Genomic DNA, 23,324 nt, shown 5'->3' on the forward strand with positions numbered 1-23,324 from the left:
TCAAGAGGGGCCGGCTCTCTCGGCGGGCGTCAGTACCGCAGTACTCCCGCGATACCGTCCGCGTCCCCGAGCGCACCGTCCGGCACGAAGCGGACGTCGGCGCCGGTCTCCAGGCACTGTTCGACGATCTCGTCCACGATGTCGTCGCGGGCGTCGAGGTCGCCGGTCTCCGCCGGGATCAGATGGTCGCCGTCGTCGCGCATGGTCACCCGGAAGCCCTCCTCGACGGCGAGCAGCCGTACCCGGCCGGTGTGGGCGCTCACCCACAACTCGTCGACACCGGCCGCGAAGTCCTTGCGCCCGCGGGCCGCGTCCAGTTCCTTGGCCACCGCCTCGACGGACCCGCGCGCCTCGTTCTCGAGGACCGGCCGCACCGCCTGCCACACCGCCTCGGCGGTGCCGCGCGCGAGGCCCCCGTGCGGGACCAGCACCGCGTCCGCGGCGAGCGTGCCGGCCTCGTCGAACAGGGACAGCGCGGGGTCGGGGCCGGTGATGTACAGCGGCCGGGGATGCGTGCGCAGGATCCTGGCCATCGCGGCGTCGGCGTCGCGCAGGAACCTGCGGGTGCCCTCGTCCCGGAAGGTGCTCGGCGCGTCGCCGATCCGTTCCTGGCGCTCGGGGTCGAAGTCCTCCGCGGGCCGGTCGAGCGGGAAGCCCGCGATGCGCTCCTCGACGACCCGGCCCGCGCCGCCGCTCCACAGCGTGACGCGGTCGGTGGCGACCGACAGCACCCAGAACGGCCGCTCGGCGGCCTGCGCGGCGACGAGGTTGCGGGTCAGGAAGGTGTCCGAGAGGACCACCCGCTCGGGGACGGAACGGGCGAGCGTCCAGACCTGGTGCTCACCCGGGGCGGCGAAGATCGCGAGCCCGTCCTCGGCGTGCGTCAGGTCGACCTCGGCGAGCGCGCGGTCGAGCTCCCGGGCCACCTCCATACGCCGTTCCCGGGTGACCGCCGGGTCGTCCTCCAGCTGTTTCTTGGCCTCGGCGACCACATTGCGCAGCCGGACCGAATCCTGGGCGTTGTCCGGTTCGCGGCGGTGCGTCGGCGTCAGCACGGACACGGCCGGGTACGGACGGGGGCGCCGCAGTTCGGCGAGGGTGGCGGGACTCAGTTCGTGCTCCATGTCAGCACGATAGGACCAATGGGCATATCGGGCATTCGGAGCGTCCCGGTGCTCAGTCGTCCTCGGCGCCCGCGTCGTCGTCCTCGGCACCGCAGGAGCTGCCGTCGGGCGGCAGGGAGCCGTACAGCAGGAAGTCGTCGACCTTGCGGTGCACGCACTCGGAGGACGCGTAGCCGGTGTGCCCCTCGCCCTTGTTGTCGAGGACCACCGCCGACGGGCCGAGCCGCTCGGCCGTCTCCACGGTCCAGTGGTACGGCGTGGCCGGATCGCCCCGGGTGCCGACCAGCAGCATCTTCGCGGTGTCGAGATCCTTGACGTGCTCGCGGATGTAGTCGGTGCCCGGGGGACGGCCGTAGCACATCAGCACCTGGACCAGCCGGTACCGGCCGAAGACCGGCGAGACCTCCTCGTACCGCGCGCGCAGCCGCTCCAGGGATCCCGCGACCCGGTCGGCGCTGGGGCGGTCGGGGTCGTCCGCGCAGTTGATCGCCATCAGGGCGGCCGGCAGGTTGTCCATGGGGACGTCCTCAGGGTCGGTGAGGTCGCCGGCGGCGGCCACCCGGTGCTCGGCACGCCCGGCCGCACGGACCGGGAAGGTGACACCGCCGGACACGAACCCCTCCAGACCGCTGGTGTCGCCGCCCTCCATCAGCTGCGCGAGCGCCCGCTCCAGCGACGGCCACAGCTCCTTGCTGTACAGCGCCTGACCGATGGCGCCCACCATGTCCTGTCCGGTGAAGGGTTCGCCGAAGCCCGTCGGCAACGGGTCGGCGTCGAGCGAGGCGACGAGCTGCACGACCTGGCGACGGGCGGCCCGGGCATCCTGTCCGAACGGGCAGGCGATGTCCTCCACACACCATCCGAGGAAGTGCTCCAGCGCGGTCTGCTGCCCGCGCGCGCCCGCCAGGCCCTGCTCGGTCAGCGGTTCCGTCAGGGTGTCCACGCCGTCCAGGACCATCCGGCCCACCCTGTCGGGGAACCGGGCCGCGTAGACCGCGCCCAGCCGGGTGCCGTAGGAGAAGCCCAGGTAGTTGAGCCGGTCGTCGCCGAGCGCCCGGCGTATCACGTCCATGTCGCGCGCGGCGTCGACCGTGCCCATGTGGCGCAGCACGGGGCCGGAGTGCCGGGCGCACTCGGCGGCCGCGTCCCGCAGGCGCCGGAGCACGTCCTGCGGGTCGGTCAGCTCCTCGTCCCCGTCCGTCGCCTCCACGATGTCCATGGTGGCCGGGCCGCAGGAGACCGGCGAGGACCGGCCGACGCCGCGGGGGTCGAAGGTCACCACGTCGTAGCCGTTGGTCAGATGCATGAAGATCTTGCCGGACGAGGCGAGTTCACGGACACCGGAGCCGCCCGGCCCGCCGAAGTTCAGCAGCACGGAGCCCCGCGAGTCCCCGGTCGCCCGGTACCGGGCGAGCGCCAGGTCGAGGGTGGCGGCCTTGGGCCGGTCGTAGTCGAGCGGGACGGTGACCTTGCCGCACTGCAGGTCCTTCGACACGTCCATGCCCTCGCAGGCCGACCATCTGATCCTCTGGTCGTAGAACCGGGACAGGCCGGCCCCGGTGTCGTCCGCGCCGGCGGCGGGCAGCCCCGCACCCAGCAGGGCCAGCCCGAGCGCGCCGGTGACCGCGCAGCGCCGGGCCGAGAGCCGGGTCGACAGCTTGGCCAGCATCGATGCCTCCCGGGCGCCCCGTCGCGGACCGGTGGTCGGCGCCCTCGCTCACCATAAGCGGGCCCCGGACGACCCGCCTCCGGGCGCAGTTCCCGGCATCGAGGGGGCCTCCGTGCCCGTACGGACGCTTTGCCGCCAGTTCGACAAACCGGCCACTCGATGGAGTGAAAGGCAGATAAGCCATAACTCGGATGGTGCGCCCGCGTTTTAACCGGTGCGGGCGAGCGCCCGTGACCATGTCTGGAAGGCAGGGAACCTCATGAGAAGGGTTACCCGAAACGGTGTGTTCGCTGTCGCCGCCTCCGGCGCGCTGGCCGTGACGATGCCGGCGTACGCGGCGTTCGCGTCCGACGGCGCCACCGCCGACGGCCACGCGGCCGGCTCGCCCGGGGTGCTCTCGGGCAACACCGTCCAGGTCCCGGTGGACGTTCCGGTGAACGTGTGCGGGAACACGGTGAACGTGGTCGGGGTCCTCAACCCGGCCGTGGGCAACAGCTGCACCAACGCCGGGAGCGCCGAGGCGACGCGGGGGGCGGGCGACTCCACGGGCACGTCCACCGGCCCGTCCGGAGGGGCCGTGGCCGAGGGCGGGGCGACGGATTCCTCGGGCGTGCTCTCCGGCAACAGCGTGCAGGTGCCGGTCCACGTCCCGGTGAACGTGAGCGGCAACAGCGTGAACGTGGTCGGCATCGGCAACGCGGCCACCGGCAACGAGTCGACGAACTCCTCCGGCCGTCACGTCGACGAGCCGCAGCGCCCCGAGGTACCGGCGTCGAAGCCCTCCGCGCCCACCGAGGAGCGCGCGCAGCGGTCGTACACGGCGCCACGTGCCGTCGAATCCCTCGCGCACACGGGTACGGACGCGGCCGTGCCCACTCTCGCGGGCGGCGCCGCGCTCATCCTGGGCGGCGCCGTGCTCTACCGGCGTTTCCGCCCGCGCACGGACGCCTGAGCCGGACGCGATCCGCTCCTGAGCCGGACGCGATCCGGTCCTGATCCGGACGTGAAGCGATCCTGATGCGGTCCTGATCCGGATCCCCGATCCCGGCGCCCGATCCCGGCGCCCGGCCCCGTCGGCGAGCAGCCGGCGGGGCCGACGCGTTCCGTCTCCGCCCGCGCCGTGCGTCAGGCGCGCCCCGCGTGGAAGCGGTGGTGCAGGGCCCGGATCTCCTCCGTCAGCCGGGGCACCGGGCCCTCCACCGTCACGCCGGGTGCGACGTCGCCGATCGGCAGTGCGCGCACGGGCGGTGCGGGTACCCCCAACTCGCCGAGCCACGAGGCGAGTTGCTCGGAAGAGGCGACGTACACTATGCGCCCGAGGCCCACCCAGGCGTGGGCGGCGGCGCACATCGGGCAGTGCTCGCCCGACGTGTACACCGTGGCGGCGGCCCGCTCCTCGGGGGTGAGATGGGCGGCGGACCAGCGCGCGAGCTCGAACTCGGGGTGCCGGGTGTGGTCGCCGGAGGCCACCCGGTTGTGGTCCTCGGCCAGCACGGTGCCGTCCGCGCCCACCAGAACCGACCCGAACGGCTCGTCCCCGGCCTCCAGTGCCTCCGCCGCCAACTCCACGCAGCGGCGCAGATACGGCAGTTCGGCGTCCTTCACGACCATGGCGTACGGCCCTCCTCGCGACGTGATCCTCATCGGCAGCCTATGCCCGCCGGTCTTGCTATGACTCATCGCGACAGTTACAGTCTCTAACTAAAGGGAGTGGCCATAGCGACACTCCCGTCGGCAGTGCCGAGGCGCCGGGCGGCGTCTGGGCGACAGAGAGAAGAGGCCCGCCATGTCCGCAGCCGCCACCACTCCGCAGCCGCGCGCCCCGCACGCCGTCCTCGGGTCCGGCCCCGCCGGTACGGCGCTCGCCCGTGAGCTGGTGCGCAGGGGGCATCCCGTCCGACTCGTCGACCGGAAGGCCGACGGACCCGCGATCGAGGGAGTCGAGCGTTTCGCCGCCGACGTGAGCACGGCCGACGGTGCCCGGGCCGCCCTGGGCGATGCGGCCGTCGTGTACCACTGCGTCAACGTCGCCTATCACCTCCAGGTCGAGGTGATGCCCCGCGTGCAGGATGCCGTCCTGGCCGCGGTCGAGGCCCGCGGGGCCCGGCTGGTCGTGCTCGACACGCTCTACCCGTACGGCGAGACCGGGGGAGCGGTGATGACCGAGGACAGCCCGTGGCAGGCGACCGGCCGCAAGGGGCGGATGCGTGCCGAGCTCGACGAGCGGTACCTCGCCGCGCACCGGGCCGGCCGGGCGCGCGTGGTCCTCGGCCGCAGCGCCGACTTCGTCGGTCCCGGCGTCCTCAACTCGTCGCTCGGCGCCGCCGTCTTCCCGGGCGCGCTCACCGGCGGGGAGGTCGTCGGGATGGGTGACCTGGACCTGCTCCACAGCTACACCGACATCAGGGACGTGGCGGCCGGGCTCGCGACGCTCGGTGAGCGCCCGGAGGGCGACGGCCGTGTCTGGCACCTGCCGACCGCGCCCGCCGTCAGCACGCGCGAGATCCACACGATGATCGAGAAGCGCGTGGGCCGGCCGCTGAACGTCGTGGTGCTCGCGGAGCCCCGGCCCTTCGGGCCGTTCGACGAACGGTTCATGGCCGAGTACGCGGAGATGTTCTACCAGCACACGGAGGCCCAGATCGTGGACTCCACCGCCTTCGCGCAGGCCTTCGGGACGGTGCCGACGCCGCTGGCGGACACCGTGGACGCCACGGTGGTCTGGTACGAGGGGTGGCTGGCGAACCGGTGACGGTCGCACGGGTGCGGCGCGCCGGCCGGACCGGCGCGCCGCACCCGCGGGATGGCAGCCGTCAGCGGCGTGTGCGTGCCCGTGACCGGTCCAGCGCGGCCACGCCGAGTGCGGCCAGACCGATCTGGATGAGCCACTCGGCCCAGTCCACGCCGTCGGTGTCGGCGACGTCGAACGCCGCTGCGATCCAGGAGCCGATCAGCGCGGCCACGATGCCCACGAGGATCGTCCACAGGATGCCGATGCGCTGACGGCCCGGGACCACGAGTCGGCCCAGGACGCCGATGACGATGCCGATGACGATGGCACTGATGATCCCGTCGATCTCCATCTCCGCCCCTTCTCGTCAGTACCCCCGCAGTCATGCGGGTGCCCGCTGCGGGCGGGCGCAGTCCGCTCGGGCTTCACCTGCATTCCCCGTCGTGCGCGCGAGGGGGCCGGCCCCTGGAGGCAGGACCGGCCCGTGGTGTTCCTTTCCGGAGTGTCTAGGTCCTCGGGGCGCTCTTCGCCGCCGTGCCGGCGCAGACCATGCCCAGGACAAGGGCCAGGGCGCCGATGATGATGTTGTTCCAGATGACGCCGGCGTCGGGGCTCGTGCCGACGATCCATGGCGAGATGATCATCCACACACCCATCGCGCACATGGCCCAGCTGAGGCCGTACATGCGTTCCGGGGCGCGGGTGAATCCGAGGGCCAGCAGACCGATGGCGATACCCACGATCAGATTGTGGGCCACGAGCGAGGGCTGGCTGGTGGTGAAGTGGAGTATCCACGGGGACACAGCGCAGTAGAGGCCGAGCAGGAACACCGGCCCGTCCACGAGTGCCACGTCGCGACCGCCGAGCATGCGGGCGTAGCGTGCCTGCATTTCCTGAGCGTCGGGGTGGCTGGTGATGTCACCTCTGGTGTGCGAGACGTTGGCCATGAGTCGTCTCCTTCGACTTACCGGGCCGACCGCGTCCGGGGCGGTGTGCGGCAGCGCCGCATACACCCATTCTGCCCTTATTTGGTCCTTATGTGTAGTGGTGGGCGGGGGTGTGCGTCCCGACCCGACCGGAACCCGTGGGAGTTGAACTGGTCTAAACCCTTGACTGGTACATACCAAGACGGTTGAGTGTGCCTCCACACCCCCCACCACGGCCGCCCCCACGCCCTGGCCGGTCCCGCCGGCGCGTGCGCACAAGGCTCTGCCCCGCCCTGTCCTTGTACGGGAGCGGCCGTGCTCCCCCCCAAGGAGGCAGACCTGTGTCGAGGCGCCGTATGTCCGCCGTGATCACCGCACTCGCCCTCGCCGGAGCCGTCCCCGCGTTCCTGCCCGCCCCCGAGGCGTCCGCCGCCTCCTGCGCCGGCTACCCGGCCTGGTCGGCCGACGCGAACTACAACGCCGGCGACATCGTCCGCTACACGGACGGCAAGGCGTACATCGCCGAGCACGCCAACCCGGGCTACGACCCGCTGATCAGCACCTGGTACTGGGAGCCGTACGCCTGCGACGGCGGCTCCCAGACGCCGGTCGGCAACTTCGTGGTGACCGAGGCGCAGTTCAACCAGATGTTCCCGGGCAGGAACTCGTTCTACAGCTACAGCGGCCTCACCGCCGCGCTCAGCGCCTACCCCGGCTTCGCCAACACCGGCAGCGACACGGTGAAGAAGCAGGAGGCCGCCGCCTTCCTCGCCAACGTCAGCCACGAGACCGGCGGACTGGTGCACATCGTCGAGCAGAACACCGCCAACTACCCCCACTACTGCGACTGGAGCCGGCCCTACGGCTGCCCGGCCGGCCAGGCCGCCTACTACGGGCGCGGTCCCATCCAGCTGAGCTGGAACTTCAACTACAAGGCAGCGGGCGACGCGCTCGGCATCGACCTGCTGAACAACCCCTGGCTGGTGCAGAACGACTCGGCCGTCGCCTGGAAGACCGCCCTGTGGTACTGGAACACCCAGTCCGGGCCCGGCAGCACGACCGCGCACAACGCCATGGTGAGCGGCGCCGGTTTCGGCCAGACGATCCGCTCCATCAACGGCTCCCTGGAGTGCGACGGCAAGAATCCCGCGCAGGTCCAGAGCCGCGTCACCAAGTACCAGCAGTTCAGCCAGATCCTCGGCGTCTCCCCGGGCGGAAACCTGTACTGCTGACCCGCGCCGCGTGTGTGCGACACTCCGCCGATGACCTCGGAAACGATCACCGCGGAGTCCGCGGGCACCTGGCACCTCGGCGACCTGCCCGTCCGCCGCGTCGGCTTCGGCGCGATGCGGTTGACGGGCAGCGCCGCCTTCCACCTCGGCACCCCGAGCGACCGCGAGCGCTCCCTCGCGGTGCTGCGCAGCGCGGTCGACCTCGGCGTCAACCACATCGACACCGCCGCCTTCTACTTCTCGACCCTGCGCTCCGCCAACGAACTGATCAACAGCGCACTGGCGCCGTACGCCGACGACCTGGTCATCGCCACGAAGGTCGGCCCGTACCGCGAGTGGTCGGGGGAGTGGGGTACCTCCGCCCGTCCCGAGGACCTCCGCGCCCACGTCGAGGAGAACCTGCGTCAGCTCGGCCGGGACCACCTCGACGTCGTCTACCTGCGCCGCATGCGGCAGGAGTCGATCGCCGAGCACTTCGGCGCCCTCGCCGAACTGCGCGAGGCGGGCCTCATCCGCCACCTCGGCATCTCCGACGTCGAGCCGCGGCACCTCGCCGAGGCCCAGGCCATCGCGCCCGTGGTCGCGGTCCAGAACCGCTACGGCCTCGGCTTCCACGACCCCGCCACCGACGCACTCCTCACCCAGTGCCGCACGCAGGGCATCGCCTTCGTGCCGTTCTACGCCATCGCCGGCGAGGCCGGACCCCAGGGCGCCGGCGCCGCCCACGACGACGAGGTCCGCACCGTCGCCCGGACGCACGGCGCGAGCCCCGCCCAGGTCCGGATCGCCTGGACCCTGCACCAGGGCCCGAACGTCCTCGCCATCCCCGGCACCGGCGACCCCGGGCACCTCGCCGAGAACGTGGCCGCGGGCGCCCTGCGCCTCACCGAGGAGGACCTGGCGCTGCTCGACGGCGCACGGACGGGCTGACGCACTACACGGTCCAGGCGCCGTCCCGCATGAGGTGCCGCTGTTTCAGCTCGCGCTCCTCGTGCCACGCCTGTACCGCGAGCGGACGCACCCGGAACCAGGCGTACGACGCGCTGTCCTCGCGCGGATCCCAGCCGGTCTTCGCGAGGAACGCCTCGGCCGCCCCGGGCGGCGCCTCCCGCAGCCCGAACGTCTCCACGGTGCCGTCGATCAGGACGACGTTCCGGGTGTGCCCGAACGCCAGCCGGGTCCGGCCGCCGTCCCGCAGGTTGCGCCCGGTCGGGTTGGTGAGCCGCGTGCACAGCCAGACCGACCCCTCGTGCCACACGAACCACAGCGGAACCATGCACGGCAGCCCTTGGGCGTCCGCCGTGGCCACCCAGATGTCGATCTCCCGTTCCAGACGGTCCAGCACGTCCTGCTTGCGTTGCGCGGGCTCGCGCGGTGGTGCGGTGATCTTCATGCCGGTGACGGTAATGGACGGGCCGCGTGCGGGCCTCGGGCGCGAGGCCTAGGACCGAAGGCTCACGAGGCTCAGGACCGAAGCCTCACGAGGCCCAGGAGCGAGGACTGGCGTCCCGGTGAGTTTTACGTATAACCTCTCCCGTCAATCGCCCGTCCCCGAAAGGCCCCGATGGCACGCATCGCCCTGGTCACCCTCGTCGTCGACGACTACGACGAGGCGATCCGCTTCTACACCGAGGCCCTCGGCTTCCGCCTCGCCGAGGACACGCCCCGGCCCGACGGCTCCCGCTGGGTCGTCGTCGAGCCCGGTGATCCGGCGCAGAGCACCGCCCTGCTGCTGGCGCGCGCCAAGGGCGAGGTCCAGCGTGCGCGGATCGGCGACCAGACGGGCGGGCGCGTCGGGTTCTTCCTGTACACCGACGACTTCGCCCGGGCGCACGCCCGGATGAAGGCCGCCGGTGTGACCTTCCTGGAGGAGCCCCGGCACGAGCCCTACGGGTCGGTCGCCGTCTTCCAGGACCTGTACGGCAACCGCTGGGACCTGCTCCAGCCCGCCGCCTCCTGACCTTCCCCGCACTCCCGTCCAGCACTCTCCGAGGAGCGAACCGCACCATGTCATCTACGCGCATAGACGCCGAGAGCCTCCGCCGCCTCCCCAAGGCGGTGCTGCACGACCACCTCGACGGCGGCCTGCGCCCCGCGACCGTCGTGGAGCTGGCCGAGTCCGTCGGACACACCCTGCCCACCACCGACCCCGGCGAGCTGGCCGCCTGGTACTACGAGGCCGCCAACTCCGGCGACCTGGTGCGCTACATCGCCACCTTCGAGCACACCCTCGCCGTGATGCAGAACCGCGAGGGCCTGCTGCGCACCGCCGAGGAGTACGTCCTCGACCTCGCCGCCGACGGCGTCGTCTACGGCGAGGTCCGCTACGCCCCCGAGCTGATGCTGAAGGGCGGTCTGGCCCTCGCCGAGGTCGTCGAGACCGTCCAGGAGGGCCTGGCGGCCGGCATGGCCAAGGCGGCCGCCGCCGGCACGCCGGTCCGCGTCGGCACGCTGCTGTGCGGCATGCGGATGTTCGACCGCACCCGCGCCACCGCCGACCTCGCGGTCGCGTTCCGGGACGCCGGTGTCGTCGGCTTCGACATCGCCGGCGCCGAGGACGGCTTCCCGCCCGCCGACCACCTCGACGCCTTCGAACACCTGCGCCGCGAGAACGTGCCCTTCACCATCCACGCCGGCGAGGCGCACGGGCTGCCCAGCATCCACCAGGCCCTCCAGGTGTGCGGCGCCCAGCGCATCGGCCACGGCGTGCGCATCACCGACGACATCCCCGACCTCGCGGCGGGCAAGCTCGGCCGGCTCGCCGGCTGGGTGCGCGACCGCCGTATCGCCCTGGAGATGTGCCCCACCTCCAACCTCCAGACCGGCGCCGCGACCTCGATCGCCGAGCACCCGATCACCGCGCTGAAGGACCTCGGCTTCCGCGTCACCCTCAACACCGACAACCGACTCGTCTCCGGCACGACGATGACCCGGGAGATGTCCCTCCTCGTCGAGCAGGCCGGCTGGGGTGTCGAGGACCTGCGCACGGTGACGGTGAACGCCCTCAAGAGCGCCTTCATCCCGTTCGACGAGCGCATGGCCCTGATCGAGGACGTCGTCCTGCCGGGCTACGCCTCCGCGCTCTGAACGAGCCCGCGCACATAGGCGGCCTGTCCGACGTGCTGGAGATCGTCGGACAGGACGCTGACCAGGCGTACGCCCAGCGTGACCGGCGGGTCCCAGTTGTCGTCCACGACCTGCTCCAGGTCCTTGGCGGCCACGGAGCGCAGGGCACCGAGCGTCTGCTCGTGCACGGCGTCGTAGTAGCCGCTCAGCAGGTCGGCCGAGTCGACCCGCACCTTCGCGACCTGGGTGGAGCTGTGGCCGTACCCGGTGTCCCCGCGGGGCAGGCCCAGCCCGAAGCGCTTCTCCCAGTCCTGGGTCAGCCATACCTGGTCCAGCCCGAAGGCGTCCGCGATGTGGTCGTCCTGGACCCGGGTGAGGTGCCAGACCAGCCAGGCGACGGAGTTCGCGTCGTCGGCAGGGCGGGCGTTCAGGCCGTCGGGGTCCAGGCCCTCGACGACGGCGTGGACTTCTTCCTGGATGCGGCCGTAGGCCTCGATGAGGATGTCCTTCGCATGCATGCGTCCACCATCGCGCAGTCGGCCCTCATGCGCTCCCCGTTCCCAGCAGTCCCATCAGGGCCCGCGCGGCGGGGCTGGTGCCTTGCGCGGGCGGCAGCAGCGCGATCGTCTCGTACTCCGTCCCGCCGGAGTCCTTCAGCGGCAGCGAGGTGAGCGAGGACCGCTTGTGCCGGAAGTGCCGTGGCACGACCGCGATGCCCAGGTTCTCGTCGATCAGGTCGAGCAGGCCGTGCACGTCGTTCACCTCCAGCGGGACGGTCCGCCGTACGCCCGCCGCGGCGAAGACGGCGTCGGTGACGCGACGCGGGCCCCAGTCCGGGTGGAAGTCGACGAAGACCTCGTCGGCGAGATCGTGCGGGGTGAGCACCGCGCCGCCCGCCGCGAGCCGGTGACCGGGGTGGCACAGCACCGTCATCGGCTCACCCGCCAGCGACACCGAACGCAGCTGGTCGGTGTCCGCCTGGGTCCGGTAGGCGAAGGCCAGGTCGAGCCGCCCGGCCGCGACCTCCTCGGCCAGCTCGCCCGACCCCGCCTGGCGCAACCGGATCTCCACGTCCGGATGCCGGCGCCGGAACCCGGCCAGCAGCCCCGCCACCGGCACCCCGGCGATGCACTGCTCGGCGCCCAGGGAGAGCGTGCCGCGCAGCACGCCCTGCACCGCGGCCACCGCCTCGTGCGCCGACCGCACCTGTGCGAGGATCCGCTGCGCCTCGCCCAGCAGCGCCCGTCCGGCCTCCGTCAGCGTCACCCGGCGGGTCGTGCGCACGAACAGCGGCGCCCGCAACTCCCGCTCCAGCGCCCGGATGGACGCCGACAGGCCGGACTGGGAAACCAGCAGCCGTTCCGCCGCGCGGGTGAAGTGCTGGTCCTCGGCGACCGCGACGAAGTGCTGGAGGTGGCGCAGTTCCATGATTGAGAAGCCTAACCGCTGAATCCCATCGGATTCTTCTGTTGGACCACTGTCCGCAGGTCACGACAGAGTGGGGAGCGGTTCCGCCAAAGACCCGTACCTCGGGTGCCAACCCCCTGGAGTCGCGTTGTACACCGCACACCCCGACCGCTACGCGGACATGCCCTACCGGCGCACCGGACGCAGCGGCCTGAAGCTCCCCGCGCTCTCGCTCGGCCTGTGGCACAACTTCGGCCCGGACCGCCCCGTCGAGACCCAGCGCGCCATCCTGCGCCGCGCCTTCGACCTCGGCGTCACCCACTTCGACCTCGCCAACAACTACGGCCCGCCGCCCGGCGCCGCCGAGTCCGCCCTCGGCGAGGCCCTCAAGGCCGACTTCGCGCCGTACCGCGACGAGCTGGTCGTCTCCACCAAGGCCGGGTACCTGATGTGGCCCGGCCCGTACGGCGAGTGGGGCTCGCGCAAGTACCTGCTGTCGTCCCTGGACCAGAGCCTGACCCGGATGGGCCTGGACTACGTCGACATCTTCTACTCGCACCGCCCCGACCCGGACACTCCGCTCGAGGAGACGATGGGCGCCCTGCACACGGCGGTGCAGCAGGGCAAGGCGCTGTACGTCGGCGTCTCCAACTACTCCGCGGAGCAGACCCGGGAGGCCGCCCGCATCCTCGCCGACCTGGGCACCCCGCTCCTGATCCACCAGCCGCGCTACTCGATGCTGGACCGCCGTCCCGAGGCGGGCGGCCTGCTGGACACCCTCGACGAGCTCCAGGTCGGCTCCATCGCCTACTCCCCGCTGGAGCAGGGCCTGCTGACGGGCCGCTACCTCGACGGCATCCCGGAGGACTCGCGGGCCGCGAGCGACAGCCCGTTCCTGAACTCGGACGCGGTCACCGGGGAACTCGTCGGCAAGCTGCGCGCCCTCAACGAGATCGCGGCCTCCCGCGGCCAGTCGCTGGCCCAGATGGCCCTGGCCTGGGTGCTGCGCGAGGGCAGGGTGACCTCCGCCCTGGTCGGCGCGAGCAGCCCGCGGCAGCTGGAGGACAGCGTCTCGGCCGTCCGCAACCTCGCCTTCGACGCCGACGAGCTGGCCCGGATCGACCGGATCGCCGCGAAGTAGGGACACGCGCCGAGGTCCCGGAGGTGGTCGCCCGCCTCCGGGACCTTCGCGTGTGCCGGTGGCGGAGTCTTTCGGCCAACAATCGCCGTGAATATGCCAGGAGACTGGCCGGAAATTCATGGTGACAGTGGTTCAGTAGTGAACATACTCACCTCTAGGGCCTCTCACACCACGCGACAGCGCCCTCACGCACCGCACACGAGCGTCACGGACGCCATGCCGGACCGGCAGGCGGGCTGCGCGACGGGGGAGGGGAGCAGTGCACGACGAGTTCCTGTGCCATGTCACCGCCTACGGTGTCTGCGACGGCCGACGCATCGGAGTACCCCTGGGGACCTACCGGGCTCCCACCCTCGCCCTGGCCCTGTGGTGGCTCCGCGACCGCGCGACCTGGATCGCCGAGCGGCTGGACCCGCAGCCCGACCTCCCCCACTTACCGCGCGGCGCCCTGACTCCGGTCGCCGACGACGCCCCCGACGTGCCGCACGTGCTGCGCACCTGGTGCGCCGACGGCGGCCAACAGGAGCTGGTCGCCGACGAGTTGGCCGCAGGGCGCCTGGTGCGCATCGCGACCAGCGATGAGACCACCGAGTACGAACTGCTGGCCGAGTCCGTGGACGCACTGCGCATGCAGCGGGCCGCACCGCCGCTCGTCGTCCCTGTCGCCTGACACGGTCCCGTCGCATGGCGTGGTCCCCGACGGAGACCGGGAAAAGGTGGCGTCCAAGCCGCCCTCGGCGTTCCAGCAAGCACTCAAGGATCGCGCCGCCGAACTAGGCCCGGACATCCTGGCCGCCGTCGAGGCCGCCATCAACGACTGGCGCGACAGCACGAGCGGGGGCACCGAGGCGGACACCGCCGGTGCGAGGTCGTTCTCCGGCCAGTAGGCTCCCGAATCCGTCCCCGAGCCGCGTACCGGCGTTGCAGCGGTGTCCGGGACGGCGAACGCAGAAGCGGCGCAGCCCAAGTAATCCGCGTTCACCCCGGCCGGCCAGGGCCGCGACCTCCCCATGGCGCAGTCCGGCGCCCCCTGCGCACGCCGTAGCTCACCATGCCGACGACCTGCGGCCGCAGGGGCGGTGTGCTGCCTGGGTGCGGTGCACCCAGGCAGCACACGTCCTGGTCTGCGGTCTTCGACCTGTCCAGACTCGGTCGGGTCCGCCACACGGTGACCGGCAGCCACTTCGACTACGTCGACGACTCCGGGTTCACCGCGACGGGCGACATCCGTGACGGGGTACTCCACCACGAGCACCTGGTGCTCTACCGAGAGGAAACGCAGGTATGAAAGACGCAGCCAAGGTCGTGGCGGTCACCGGAGCGAGCAGCGGGATCGGAGAGGCGACCGCCCGCCGGCTTGCCGCCGATGGCCACAGCTTGTTCCTCGGGGCACGACGCACCGATCGACTCGATGCGTTGACCAAGGAGATCACCACCGCGGGCGGCACTGCGGCGTTCCGTCGGCTGGACGTCACGGATGCCGCCGACGTCCAGGCCTTCATGTCCGCCGCCCACGAGCGCTACGGCCGACTGGACGTGGTGGTCAACAACGCCGGAGTGATGCCGCTCTCGCCGCTGGAAGCGCTGAAGACCGATGAGTGGGACCGAATGATCGACGTGAACGTGCGGGGTGTCCTGCACGGTATCGCCGCCGCACTGCCCATGATGCGTGCTCAGGGCGGCGGGCACTTCGTGAACATCGCCTCCGTCGGCGCGTACGAGGTCTCTCCCACCGCAGCCGTCTACTGCGCGACCAAGTTCGCCGTCCGCGCGATCTCCGAAGGACTGCGCCAGGAGTCCACCGGGGACATCCGGGTCACTCTCGTCTCCCCGGGCGTGACCGAGTCCGAACTCGCCGACAGCATCTCGGACCCTGCTGCCAGGGAGGCCATGAACACCTACCGCGCCGTGGCTCTGCCCGCCTCCGCCATAGCGGAGGCCATTGCCTACGCGATTTCCCAGCCTTCGGAGGTCGACGTCAACGAAATCGTCGTCCGCCCCTCCGCAAGCGCCCAGTGACCCGCGGTAGCGCCACACCTGTTGCACGCGGCAGTCTCGATCACACCGGCGCCGAGCCGGGCAGCGCACCAGCCCGGTGTCGGCGGACACGTACACCGAGCGCCGGCCGTGGCCCTGAAGGAGATCGGTGTCCGGCCGGCGCGGCGGACCATGTGCGGCCGCAGGGCGGCGGACAGTGATGAGACCTAGCCCGGCGCTGAGGCCCACTCGCGGTCGAGGATGGCGTGCACCACTGAGTCCCGCCATTGGCCCGCTTTGAGCACGTGCTCGCGCACGATGCCCTCTTCGGTCATGCCTGCGGCCGCCATGGTCTTGGCCGAGGCCTCGTTGAGAGGGGACCGGGCGCCCCAGATCCGATGCAGGCCCAGGTCGTCGAAGCCGAGGCCGAGCAGCAGCTGCACGGTTTCGAGGCCGTAACCCACGCCCCAGGCATCCGGCCGCAGCGCGAAGCCCATGGTGGCTCCGCGCTGCTGGTGGGGGTCGGCGGCCAGACGGCCGAACCCGATCGGTTCGTCGGTGTTCCGCTCCACCACAGCGACAGCGAATTCCGTTCGGGGCGTCACGGTGGCGGCCGCGATGGACCGGGCGACGATCTGCCCCACCTGCTCACGCGTACGTGGCTCGAACGACAGGTGTTCCGTCGCCTCGGGGCTGCCGTAGACGGCACATACCGCAGTGACATCGTCGATGGTGAGTTCGCGGAGGCGCAGGCGATGACTCGAACGGTCGACCGGGTACATGTCGGGCACTCTACCGCTGCGTTCCCGCCGGAAGGCCTGGGCGTCGGGGGCGTACACAGCGATCTCCTCGCGCAGGTCACGGGCCACAGCCGCGGTGCGGACGCTGCTGGTCATCAGTGCGTGCCGTACTCGCTGGGCGGAGCCGTCCACCTCGCCACTGACCCTGAACGGCCTGTTCTGCCTGAGCCGTGAGGTCCGTGTTGCCGTGGCCGAGGAGAGCCTCGGACTCCACGGTGCAGTACGCCTGCTGCTCCGGCGAGTAGGTGAGCAGGCCGCCGAGTCCGTCGAGGTCGTCCGGCTCGACGCAGTTCCGTCGCCGGACGGCTTCCGGGTTCGCGGTACGCACCGTCTCCTCATCGCCGATGACGGCCGCAGCACGCGCCTCGAGGCCGGGCAGCCACAGCCCGACCGTCCCGTTGAGGCTGGACGACGAGAGCGCCGCGCCTTGTAGTCCGCGTGCGGCCGCCGATCGTGTTCAGGTCCGCCGGACCGAACTGCCGTGAAAACTGGGCAAGTTGTGGCTACGGTGATACCCCGCCGGCCTGCTCGGCTCGTGCTGTGCACAGGCCGCCCGAGCGTAGCGAGGAAGTCGTGTGGGATCCGGCCCGTCTGACGTCATTCCCGTCCCGCCCGCGAGCGTGTGGGATGCCGAAGGGGGTGGCCGATGGCCGGCAGACGTCTCTCTCTGCTTACCGCACCGTGACCGCGCCAGAAGGAGCAAGACGACATGAATGTCCATTCCGCACCTGTGCCACCGCCGGGGTGCCCCGCTCATGACCCTGGCGGCAGAGTGCCGCTGTACGGCCCGGATTTCGCGGCCGATCCGCAGGCGTACTACGACTACCTGCGCCACTACGGGCCGACGGCACCCGTGGAACTCGCGCCGGGTGTGGAGGCCACCCTCGTCACGGACTACACGGCGGCGCTGAATCTGCTGCGCGATCCCGCATTCCGCAAGGACGCCCGCCAGTGGCGGGACCTCCACAGCGGCAAGGTTCCCGAGGACAGCCCGGTCGTGCCGCTGCTCGCGTACCGGCCGAACTGCATGTTCGCCGACGGTGCCGAGCACCAGCGGCTACGGCAAGCGGTGACCGAGAGCATGACCCGCATCGACTCCCGCCACCTGGCCCAGATCACCGAGCAGGTCTCCGCGTACCTCATCGCCCAGTTCAGCGCCCGCGGCTCGGCCGACCTGATGGCCGACTACGCCGGACAGCTCCCGCTGTTCGTCTTCAACGAACTGTTCGGCTGTCCTGCGGAGATCGGTGACCGGGTGCTGTTCGGCATCTCCGGCATGTTCGACGGAGTCAACGCCGCGGAGTCGGCCCAGCTGCTGCACGGGGCGGTCGGTGAGCTCGTATCCCTCAAGCGAGACCGGCCCGGCGACGACGTCACCTCGTGGCTGATGGAGCACGAGGCCGACCTGACCGACGACGAGATGGTCCATCAGCTCTCCCTGCTCCTCGGGGCGGGCGCGGAGCCGCTGCGGAATCTGATCGGCAACACCCTGCACCGCGTCCTCACCCACGACCGGGGTGCCTACCAGGACGTTCGCAATGCCATCAACGACACGCTGTGGAAGAACCCGCCCATAGCGAACTTCGCCGCCCACTATCCGGCGGACGACCGGATGTACGCCGGCCGGCAGGTGTCGGCGGGCCAGCTGATGATGGTCAGCTTCGCGGCCGCCAACACCGGCATGGCACAGACGGAGGACCACCATGCCGCCAATCGGGCCTCGCTGGCGTGGAGCGCCGGCCCGCACGCCTGCCCTTCGCAGAGGCCGGCGACGGGCATCACCGTCACCGCCGTCGACAACCTGCTCGGCCGGCTCCCGGACATCGAACTCGCGGTGCCGGCGCATCTGCTGACCTGGCGCCCCGGCCCCTTCCACCGCGCTCTGAGCGCGCTTCCCGTCCGCTTCGGCGCGGTCCAGGCAGTGGGGCGGCCCACTGCGCCGGTGTCCCCGCAGCACACGACGACACGGGCTGAGCACCCCGCAGAGCAACGCCGGGCCGGCGGCCCTGGGAAATGGACCCAGTTCCTGGCCTGGCTGAGGAAGTGACCGAACACCCCGTGCGCTCTGCACGGCGGCCCGCACGACGTAACCTGCCATCGAGGCACGACCGTTGCCCTGTATCCCACCCCGGTCCCCTCGAGACCGTGCCCCAGGAGTAAGCAAGCCGTCGTGGACGCCCACACCCCCGACGCGGTGCCCCCGCCCGGATGCCCCGCCCACGCCGACGGGCGAATACCGCCGTACGGGCCCGATTTCGCGGCCGACCCGCACGCCTACTACGACTACGCGCGGAATTACGGCCCCACCGCACCCGTCGAACTCGCCCCAGGTGTCGACGCCTCCCTCGTCACCGACTACGCGACGGCACTGCGCACTGCGCAGCCCCTGGGAAAGCCCTACGTCGATACCCGCTGGACGCTGCCTGCCCTCAACAGGCGGGCAGCTTCCCGCATCATTCGGAGGAACACAATGATCCGCCAGGAAACCGCCTGGGTCCTTTTCGCTGCCGGCCTGATCTTCACGGCATCACTGATCCTCGGGGTGTGGAAATGGCAGCAGTCGATATCGTCCCCAGACGGAACGGCACACCGATACGTCAACGTCGCACATAACTCCGGACTGATGTACAGCTTCGCGACATCGGCCATCGTGGCACCGCTTGTCCAGTTCTCCGGCTGGCCCTCCGCAGTGAACGTCGTCGCCGCAGCCGCGATCGTCGGCATGTTCATCGTGACGATCTCGAACTACGTGCGGCTCGGAATCCAGGCCCGAACCGACAACCAGATGCGCGACTTGAGGCCCAGCCTGCGCGGTGTACGCGAAGCGCTGATCATCGGTGAGATCGGCGGCACCGCCGTCCTGCTGACCGGCTTCGCCTCGGCCCAGTTGTAGCTCAGGACGGTCGCATCGCCGCGGGGCCGGGCGCGGCGCGCAGCCTGCCGCTCGCCGCATACACGTCACCGTACCGTCAGACCGTGACGGTCTCCCGTTCCAGAAGGGCCGCGAGGGTGAGGTAGCGGGCGCGCCGGGGCACCGGGACCATGCCGCGGATCCGGATGTACCACATCTCGGCGAGGCGACGGGGCTGGCGTCCAGCCGGTTCGATGGTGCCGCCCACGACACAGGTGCCGACGACGGAGGAGACGAGGGTGTGGGCGACGGAGTCGACGTCGATGTCCGGATGTATGTCGGACTGCCGTACGGCGTTCAGCAGCAGGGACGTGGCCGTCTCCCGCCACTCGGTGAAGGGGTGCGGCAGCGGCGGCCGTACCGGTACTCCCGCGGTGGCGAGCCGCGTACCGGCCCGCAGCACCGGCCCCTCCTCGTAGACCCGGGCCATGTCGAAGGTGAGGCGCATCAGCGCCTCCAGCGAGGAGTAGCCCCGCCCGTCCAGGTCCTTCACCAGCCGGCGGAAGGTGCGGAACTGCATCTCCATGATGGCCTGGGCGAGGTCTTCCTTCGCCGCGAAGTGGAAGTACAGGGCGCCCTTGGTGACCCCGGCGTGGGCGACGATCTCGCTCAGGCTGGTCGACTCGTAGCCGTGGCGGTCGAACAGGTCGGCGGCGGCACCGAGGATCGTCGCGCGGGTCTGCTCGGCGCGTAGCTGCCTCGCCATCGGCTGAACTCTCCCAGGCTGGAACTCAACAGACCGTGTGCCTGCTCTTACCCCCCGCACACGATAACTCACGGACTAACTGCCCATCAGATCAGCCCTGTGGAACCGCCGCGCACCGCGGACACCACGCTCCGGACCGCACCCCTCAGGGTGCAGCCCTGGCCGCGCCGTCCACAGGCAGCTCCGGAGCGGGGCGGGATCAGGTGTCGAACCGCACTCCACCGAGCCACTTGACTCCGGCGGGGTCGTGGTGGTCGAAGACCTGGCTGCGGCCCGTGTCCAGGTCGGCGATGCGGGCCATGTCGTCCTTGGTGAGCTGGAAGTCGAAGACGTCGAGGTTCTCCGCCATGCGTTGAGGGCGCACCGACTTCGGGATGACGACGATCTCCTGCTGGACGAGCCAGCGCAGGGCGATCTGGGCGACGGACTTGCCGTGGGTGCGGGCGATGTCGGCGAGGACGGGGTTGTCGAAGAAGCCCTGGCCGCCCTGGGACAGGGGTCCCCAGGCCTCGTGCCGGACGCCGTGCTCGCGCATCAGCTCGTGGTCGTCGGTGCGCTGGAAGAAGACGTGGGTCTCGATCTGGTTGACGGCGGGGACGATCTCGTTGTGGGTGATGAGGTCGGCGAGCCGGTCGGGGTAGAAGTTGCTGACGCCGATCGCCCGGATGCGGCCGGCCCGGCTGGGGTCCTCCATCGCCCGCCAGGCGCCGTAGTAGTCGCCGAAGGGCTGGTGGATCAGGTAGAGGTCGAGATGGTCGAGACCGAGGCGGTCGAGCGAGCGGTCGAAGGCGCGCTCGGTGCTGTCCTGACCGTAGTCCTGGATCCACAGCTTGGTGGTGACGAACAGTTCGTCACGGGGGATGCCGCTGGCGGCGATGGCCCGGCCGACGGCCCGCTCGTTCTCGTAGGCCGCGGCGGTGTCGATGAGACGGTAGCCGGCTTCGAGTGCGTCCTCGACCGCCTGCTGGGTCTGGTCGTCGGGGATCTGGAAGACGCCGAAGCCGAGGAGCGGCATCCGGACGCCGTTGTTGAGGGTGACGTAGGGAATCTGCGTGGTCATGAGGAGGGCCTTGCTCTTTCCGGTGGGTCGGGTGAGTGGTGGGGTGGTCAGCGGTGCAGGACGCCGGGCTGGGCGCCGGGGGCGAGGGTGGGGGTGGTGACGGGGACGTCGCCGAGCGCCTGGTCGACGGCGGCCAGCAGGTCGTCGGAGAGTGCGGTGCCGGAGGCGGCGGCGTTGGCGTGGACCTGTTCGGGGCGGGAGGCGCCGGTGATCGCGGAGGCGACCTCGGTGCGGCGCAGGACCCAGGCGAGAGCCAGGGTGGGCATGCTCATCCCGGCCTGTTCGGCGACGGCGACGAGGCGCTGGACCGCTTCGAGGGCGACGTCGCTGTAGACGAGGTCCTGGGAGACCGCCATGTCGGCGGAGGCGAAGCGGCTGCCCTCGGGGACGGGCTGTCCGGGCTTGTACTTGCCGGTCAGAACGCCCTGGGCGAGCGGGGACCAGACGATCTGGGAGATGCCGTTCGCGGCGCACAGGGGAAAGACCTCGGCCTCGGGGGCCTGCCACAGCATGGAGTACTGCGGCTGGGAGGAGACGAACAGGCCCGGGCCGGCGATGGCGATGCCGGCCTGGATCTGCTCGGGGGTCCACTCGCTGAAGCCGATGTAGCGGGCCTTGCCCTGCTCCACGACCTTCTGGAACGCCTCGACGGTGTCCTCGACCGGTACCGAGGGGTCGAAGCGGTGCGCCTGGTAGAGGTCGACGTAGTCGGTCTTCAGCCGGGTGAGGGAGGCGTCGGCCTGCTGGGCGATCTGCGCCGGGGACAGTCCCTGGTCGGCCGGGTCGTCCGACATCGGGCCCCAGACCTTGGTGGCCAGGATGTAGGAGTCACGCGGGTGGGCGGAGAGGATCTCGCCCCACGCCGTCTCGGCTGCGCCCTGGCCGTAGACGTTGGCGGTGTCAAAGAAGTTGATGCCCGCGTCGAACGCCGCTTCGGTGCAGGCGCGGGTCCGGTCGGCCTCGATGCCGCCGGAGTAGGTCAGCCAGGAGCCGAGGGAGATCTCCGAGACCTGAAGGTCCGAACTGCCGAGTGTGCGGTATCGCATGGTGTGCTCCTTCGGGAACGGGGGGTGTGGTCAGCGTCGGCGGGCCGACGGCTCGGGGGCGGGATCGACGCGGCGGGTGTCGGCCGGATCGGTGACGGATCGAGATGACGGATGGCCGACGGCTGGGTCCTGGCCTGCTTCTCCGCTCGGCCGGCCCGGTGCTGGTGCCGCCTTGCGGTGCGTGGCGGCCAGCAGGCCGAGCGGTACCAGTGCCAGCAGGGCGAGGATCACGCCGGCCAGCGGCGGCCCCTGCAGGTGCAGGGTGGAAGTGAGGGCGGCGCCGCCGATCCAGGAGCCGAGGGCGATGCCGACCTGGAACGCGGACGTGGCCAGCGCCATGGGCAGGGCCCGGCCGGCTCCGGCGACACGGACCACCTCACCGACCACGACCGGGTTGGTCGCGAAGCCGGCGGTACCGAGGAACACGACCAGGACCACGGCCACGACGCTGTGGGTCGCCCACAGGGTGAGCGCGGCCAGGACCGCGGCGGTGACCGCGGTGGCGGGGATGAGGGTGCCGTAGGGCTTGGCGTCACCGCGGCGTCCGCCGAGCGCGGTGCCGGCCAGCGCGCCGGCGCCGAAGCCGAACATGGCCAGCGGTACCGCCGCCTCGGCGAGGCCGGCGCGGTCGGTCAGCAGCGGGGCGACGTAGCTGTAGAAGGCCATGATGCCGCCCTGGACGAGCGCGATGGCCAAGTAGACCAGCCACAGGCGCGGGTGCTTGAGCGAGGCCGTCTCGGCGCGCAGGGTGCTGTCTGCCCCGCCGCGGTCGGCGGGCAGCCGGCGGACGATCACAGCGGCAGCGGCCACGGCGAGAGCGGCGAGCGCCCAGAAGGGGGTCTGCCAGCCGGACAGCTGACCTGCGGCCGTGCCCAGCGGCACACCGACGACGTTGGCGAGGGTGGTGCCGCCGACCATGACGCCCATGGCTCGGGTGCTGGCGGCCGGACCGGCGGCGGCGGTCGCGATCACCGCGCCCACGGCCCAGAACGTGCCGTTGCCCAGCGCCGCGGCGAACCGGCCCACCACGGCGAGCCCCAGACTGGAGCTCAGTGCGCCGACGACGTGGCCGGCGGCGAAGACGAGCAGTGCGGCGATCAATGCGGTGCGGCGCGGCAGGCGCAGGGTGGCCATGGACATCGCGGGCGCGCCGATCATCATGCCGACGGCGAAGACGGTGATCAGCATGCCGGCGCTGGACACGCTCACGCCAAGGGCGCCGGAGAGCTGCGGCAGCAGGCCGGTGACGATCATCTCGCTGGTGCCCATGACGAACGTGATGGCACCCAGCAGCCACACCACCGGCGGCAGCTTGACCTTCCCGGCATGGGCGGGCGCTCCGCCGCCGTGCTGCGGCGGAGCGCCCGCTGGAGGGCCTTGCCGGGTGGCGGGGGAGGGGGATGCGGTGGAAACCACCGGAGATCCTTTCGACGGGCGGCGCGTGCCGGAGCCGCCGGGAAGCGGCCGGGGGCGGCGGACGTGCCGTGGGGACGTACGGGCGGGGTCGTTCACACCCCGCCGGCATCTA

Annotated in this window: 25 protein-coding genes and 2 pseudogenes; 13 read left to right on the forward strand and 14 right to left on the reverse strand. The window is 71.3% G+C overall.

Features of this window, described 5'->3' with window-relative positions; all coding sequences use genetic code 11:
* Positions 1-29: 29 nt before the first annotated feature.
* Together ACIGO6_RS34410 and ACIGO6_RS34415 are read right to left on the reverse strand one after the other, a co-directional pair.
* On the reverse strand, positions 30-1,124 hold the full coding sequence (locus ACIGO6_RS34410) for a chemotaxis protein (RefSeq protein ID WP_399883274.1): 1,095 nt from the start codon (positions 1,122-1,124) through the stop codon (positions 30-32).
* 52 nt (positions 1,125-1,176) lie between these two features.
* Positions 1,177-2,793: an alpha/beta hydrolase gene (locus ACIGO6_RS34415; protein WP_399883276.1), complete on the reverse strand. Its 1,617-nt coding sequence runs from the start codon at positions 2,791-2,793 to the stop codon at positions 1,177-1,179.
* Positions 2,794-3,052: 259 nt separating this feature from the next.
* Here ACIGO6_RS34415 and ACIGO6_RS34420 point away from each other — a divergent pair, with 259 nt between their 5' ends.
* The gene (locus ACIGO6_RS34420; RefSeq protein ID WP_399883278.1) at positions 3,053-3,745 is read left to right on the forward strand and encodes a chaplin family protein; all 693 of its coding nucleotides are present in this window, start codon (positions 3,053-3,055) and stop codon (positions 3,743-3,745) included.
* Positions 3,746-3,918: 173 nt separating this feature from the next.
* Here the strand turns inward: ACIGO6_RS34420 and ACIGO6_RS34425 are convergent, their stop codons facing one another.
* Positions 3,919-4,404: a nucleoside deaminase gene (locus tag ACIGO6_RS34425; RefSeq protein ID WP_399883432.1), complete on the reverse strand. Its 486-nt coding sequence runs from the start codon at positions 4,402-4,404 to the stop codon at positions 3,919-3,921.
* A 175-nt stretch (positions 4,405-4,579) separates the two neighbouring features.
* Between ACIGO6_RS34425 and ACIGO6_RS34430 the strand changes: the two genes are divergently transcribed.
* A complete protein-coding gene (locus ACIGO6_RS34430; RefSeq protein ID WP_399883280.1) occupies positions 4,580-5,545 on the forward strand; it encodes an NAD-dependent epimerase/dehydratase family protein in 966 nt (321 codons plus the stop codon).
* Positions 5,546-5,606: 61 nt separating this feature from the next.
* On the opposite strand, the gene ACIGO6_RS34435 is transcribed toward ACIGO6_RS34430, so the two are convergent.
* Complete coding sequence (locus tag ACIGO6_RS34435) at positions 5,607-5,876, reverse strand: GlsB/YeaQ/YmgE family stress response membrane protein (protein WP_399883282.1); 270 nt, start codon at positions 5,874-5,876, stop codon at positions 5,607-5,609.
* Positions 5,877-6,030: 154 nt separating this feature from the next.
* Positions 6,031-6,471, reverse strand: coding sequence for an SPW repeat protein (locus ACIGO6_RS34440; protein WP_399883284.1), 441 nt, complete (start codon positions 6,469-6,471; stop codon positions 6,031-6,033).
* A 320-nt stretch (positions 6,472-6,791) separates the two neighbouring features.
* On the opposite strand from ACIGO6_RS34440, the gene ACIGO6_RS34445 reads away from it, so the two are divergent.
* Positions 6,792-7,682: a glycoside hydrolase family 19 protein gene (locus ACIGO6_RS34445; protein WP_399883286.1), complete on the forward strand. Its 891-nt coding sequence runs from the start codon at positions 6,792-6,794 to the stop codon at positions 7,680-7,682.
* A 30-nt stretch (positions 7,683-7,712) separates the two neighbouring features.
* Positions 7,713-8,612, forward strand: a complete 900-nt coding sequence (locus ACIGO6_RS34450; protein WP_399883288.1) for an aldo/keto reductase — start codon at positions 7,713-7,715, stop codon at positions 8,610-8,612.
* Positions 8,613-8,616: 4 nt separating this feature from the next.
* Here ACIGO6_RS34450 and ACIGO6_RS34455 read toward each other — a convergent pair whose 3' ends face one another.
* Complete coding sequence (locus tag ACIGO6_RS34455; protein ID WP_399883290.1) at positions 8,617-9,075, reverse strand: pyridoxamine 5'-phosphate oxidase family protein; 459 nt, start codon at positions 9,073-9,075, stop codon at positions 8,617-8,619.
* 171 nt (positions 9,076-9,246) lie between these two features.
* On the opposite strand from ACIGO6_RS34455, the gene ACIGO6_RS34460 reads away from it, so the two are divergent.
* Together ACIGO6_RS34460 and ACIGO6_RS34465 are read left to right on the forward strand one after the other, a co-directional pair.
* Positions 9,247-9,642, forward strand: coding sequence for a VOC family protein (locus ACIGO6_RS34460; RefSeq protein ID WP_399883292.1), 396 nt, complete (start codon positions 9,247-9,249; stop codon positions 9,640-9,642).
* A gap of 47 nt (positions 9,643-9,689) precedes the next feature.
* Positions 9,690-10,769, forward strand: coding sequence for an adenosine deaminase (locus tag ACIGO6_RS34465; RefSeq protein WP_399883294.1), 1,080 nt, complete (start codon positions 9,690-9,692; stop codon positions 10,767-10,769).
* Here ACIGO6_RS34465 and ACIGO6_RS34470 read toward each other — a convergent pair.
* Both ACIGO6_RS34470 and ACIGO6_RS34475 read right to left on the reverse strand, forming a co-directional pair.
* Positions 10,751-11,266 carry a DinB family protein gene (locus ACIGO6_RS34470; protein WP_399883296.1) on the reverse strand — a complete coding sequence of 172 codons (516 nt, stop codon included), beginning with the start codon at positions 11,264-11,266 and terminating at the stop codon, positions 10,751-10,753. The genes ACIGO6_RS34465 and ACIGO6_RS34470 overlap by 19 nt on opposite strands.
* A 25-nt stretch (positions 11,267-11,291) precedes the next feature.
* Positions 11,292-12,176 carry a LysR substrate-binding domain-containing protein gene (locus ACIGO6_RS34475; protein ID WP_399883298.1) on the reverse strand — a complete coding sequence of 295 codons (885 nt, stop codon included), beginning with the start codon at positions 12,174-12,176 and terminating at the stop codon, positions 11,292-11,294.
* Positions 12,177-12,303: 127 nt separating this feature from the next.
* On the opposite strand from ACIGO6_RS34475, the gene mgrA reads away from it, so the two are divergent.
* The 5 genes and pseudogenes from mgrA (at position 12,304) to ACIGO6_RS34500 (ending at position 15,315) form a co-directional block, all read left to right on the forward strand.
* Entirely contained in the window at positions 12,304-13,296 is a 993-nt protein-coding gene (mgrA, locus tag ACIGO6_RS34480) for an L-glyceraldehyde 3-phosphate reductase (RefSeq protein WP_399883300.1), read from the forward strand.
* Between the two features lie 259 nt (positions 13,297-13,555).
* On the forward strand, positions 13,556-13,966 hold the full coding sequence (locus ACIGO6_RS34485) for a hypothetical protein (protein ID WP_399883302.1): 411 nt from the start codon (positions 13,556-13,558) through the stop codon (positions 13,964-13,966).
* Between the two features lie 46 nt (positions 13,967-14,012).
* Complete coding sequence (locus tag ACIGO6_RS34490) at positions 14,013-14,183, forward strand: hypothetical protein (RefSeq protein WP_399883304.1); 171 nt, start codon at positions 14,013-14,015, stop codon at positions 14,181-14,183.
* Between the two features lie 272 nt (positions 14,184-14,455).
* Positions 14,456-14,584: pseudogene (locus ACIGO6_RS34495) on the forward strand (Atu4866 domain-containing protein); the annotation flags it as partial.
* Complete coding sequence (locus ACIGO6_RS34500; protein WP_399883306.1) at positions 14,581-15,315, forward strand: SDR family oxidoreductase; 735 nt, start codon at positions 14,581-14,583, stop codon at positions 15,313-15,315. The pseudogene ACIGO6_RS34495 and the gene ACIGO6_RS34500, both read left to right, overlap by 4 nt.
* Positions 15,316-15,500: 185 nt before the next feature.
* On the opposite strand, the gene ACIGO6_RS34505 is transcribed toward ACIGO6_RS34500, so the two are convergent.
* Positions 15,501-16,055: a GNAT family N-acetyltransferase gene (locus ACIGO6_RS34505; RefSeq protein WP_399883434.1), complete on the reverse strand. Its 555-nt coding sequence runs from the start codon at positions 16,053-16,055 to the stop codon at positions 15,501-15,503.
* 76 nt (positions 16,056-16,131) lie between these two features.
* On the reverse strand, positions 16,132-16,401 hold the full coding sequence (locus ACIGO6_RS34510; protein WP_399883308.1) for a hypothetical protein: 270 nt from the start codon (positions 16,399-16,401) through the stop codon (positions 16,132-16,134).
* A gap of 381 nt (positions 16,402-16,782) precedes the next feature.
* On the opposite strand from ACIGO6_RS34510, the gene ACIGO6_RS34515 reads away from it, so the two are divergent.
* Together ACIGO6_RS34515 and ACIGO6_RS34520 are read left to right on the forward strand one after the other, a co-directional pair.
* Complete coding sequence (locus tag ACIGO6_RS34515; protein WP_399883310.1) at positions 16,783-18,120, forward strand: cytochrome P450; 1,338 nt, start codon at positions 16,783-16,785, stop codon at positions 18,118-18,120.
* Between the two features lie 123 nt (positions 18,121-18,243).
* Positions 18,244-18,486: pseudogene (locus ACIGO6_RS34520) on the forward strand (cytochrome P450); the annotation flags it as partial.
* A gap of 556 nt (positions 18,487-19,042) precedes the next feature.
* Here the strand turns inward: ACIGO6_RS34520 and ACIGO6_RS34525 are convergent.
* The 4 genes from ACIGO6_RS34525 to ACIGO6_RS34540 form a co-directional block, all read right to left on the reverse strand.
* Positions 19,043-19,690, reverse strand: coding sequence for a ScbR family autoregulator-binding transcription factor (locus ACIGO6_RS34525; protein ID WP_399883313.1), 648 nt, complete (start codon positions 19,688-19,690; stop codon positions 19,043-19,045).
* Positions 19,691-19,889: 199 nt separating this feature from the next.
* Positions 19,890-20,750, reverse strand: coding sequence for an aldo/keto reductase (locus ACIGO6_RS34530; RefSeq protein WP_399883315.1), 861 nt, complete (start codon positions 20,748-20,750; stop codon positions 19,890-19,892).
* A gap of 47 nt (positions 20,751-20,797) precedes the next feature.
* Positions 20,798-21,796: an aldo/keto reductase family protein gene (locus tag ACIGO6_RS34535; protein ID WP_399883317.1), complete on the reverse strand. Its 999-nt coding sequence runs from the start codon at positions 21,794-21,796 to the stop codon at positions 20,798-20,800.
* Positions 21,797-21,826: 30 nt separating this feature from the next.
* Entirely contained in the window at positions 21,827-23,212 is a 1,386-nt protein-coding gene (locus tag ACIGO6_RS34540; protein WP_399883319.1) for an MFS transporter, read from the reverse strand.
* Between the last annotated feature and the right edge of the window lie 112 nt (positions 23,213-23,324).

It is taken from the genome of Streptomyces sp. NPDC053750 (assembly GCF_044544295.1).
In the GTDB taxonomy this organism is placed as follows: domain Bacteria; phylum Actinomycetota; class Actinomycetes; order Streptomycetales; family Streptomycetaceae; genus Streptomyces.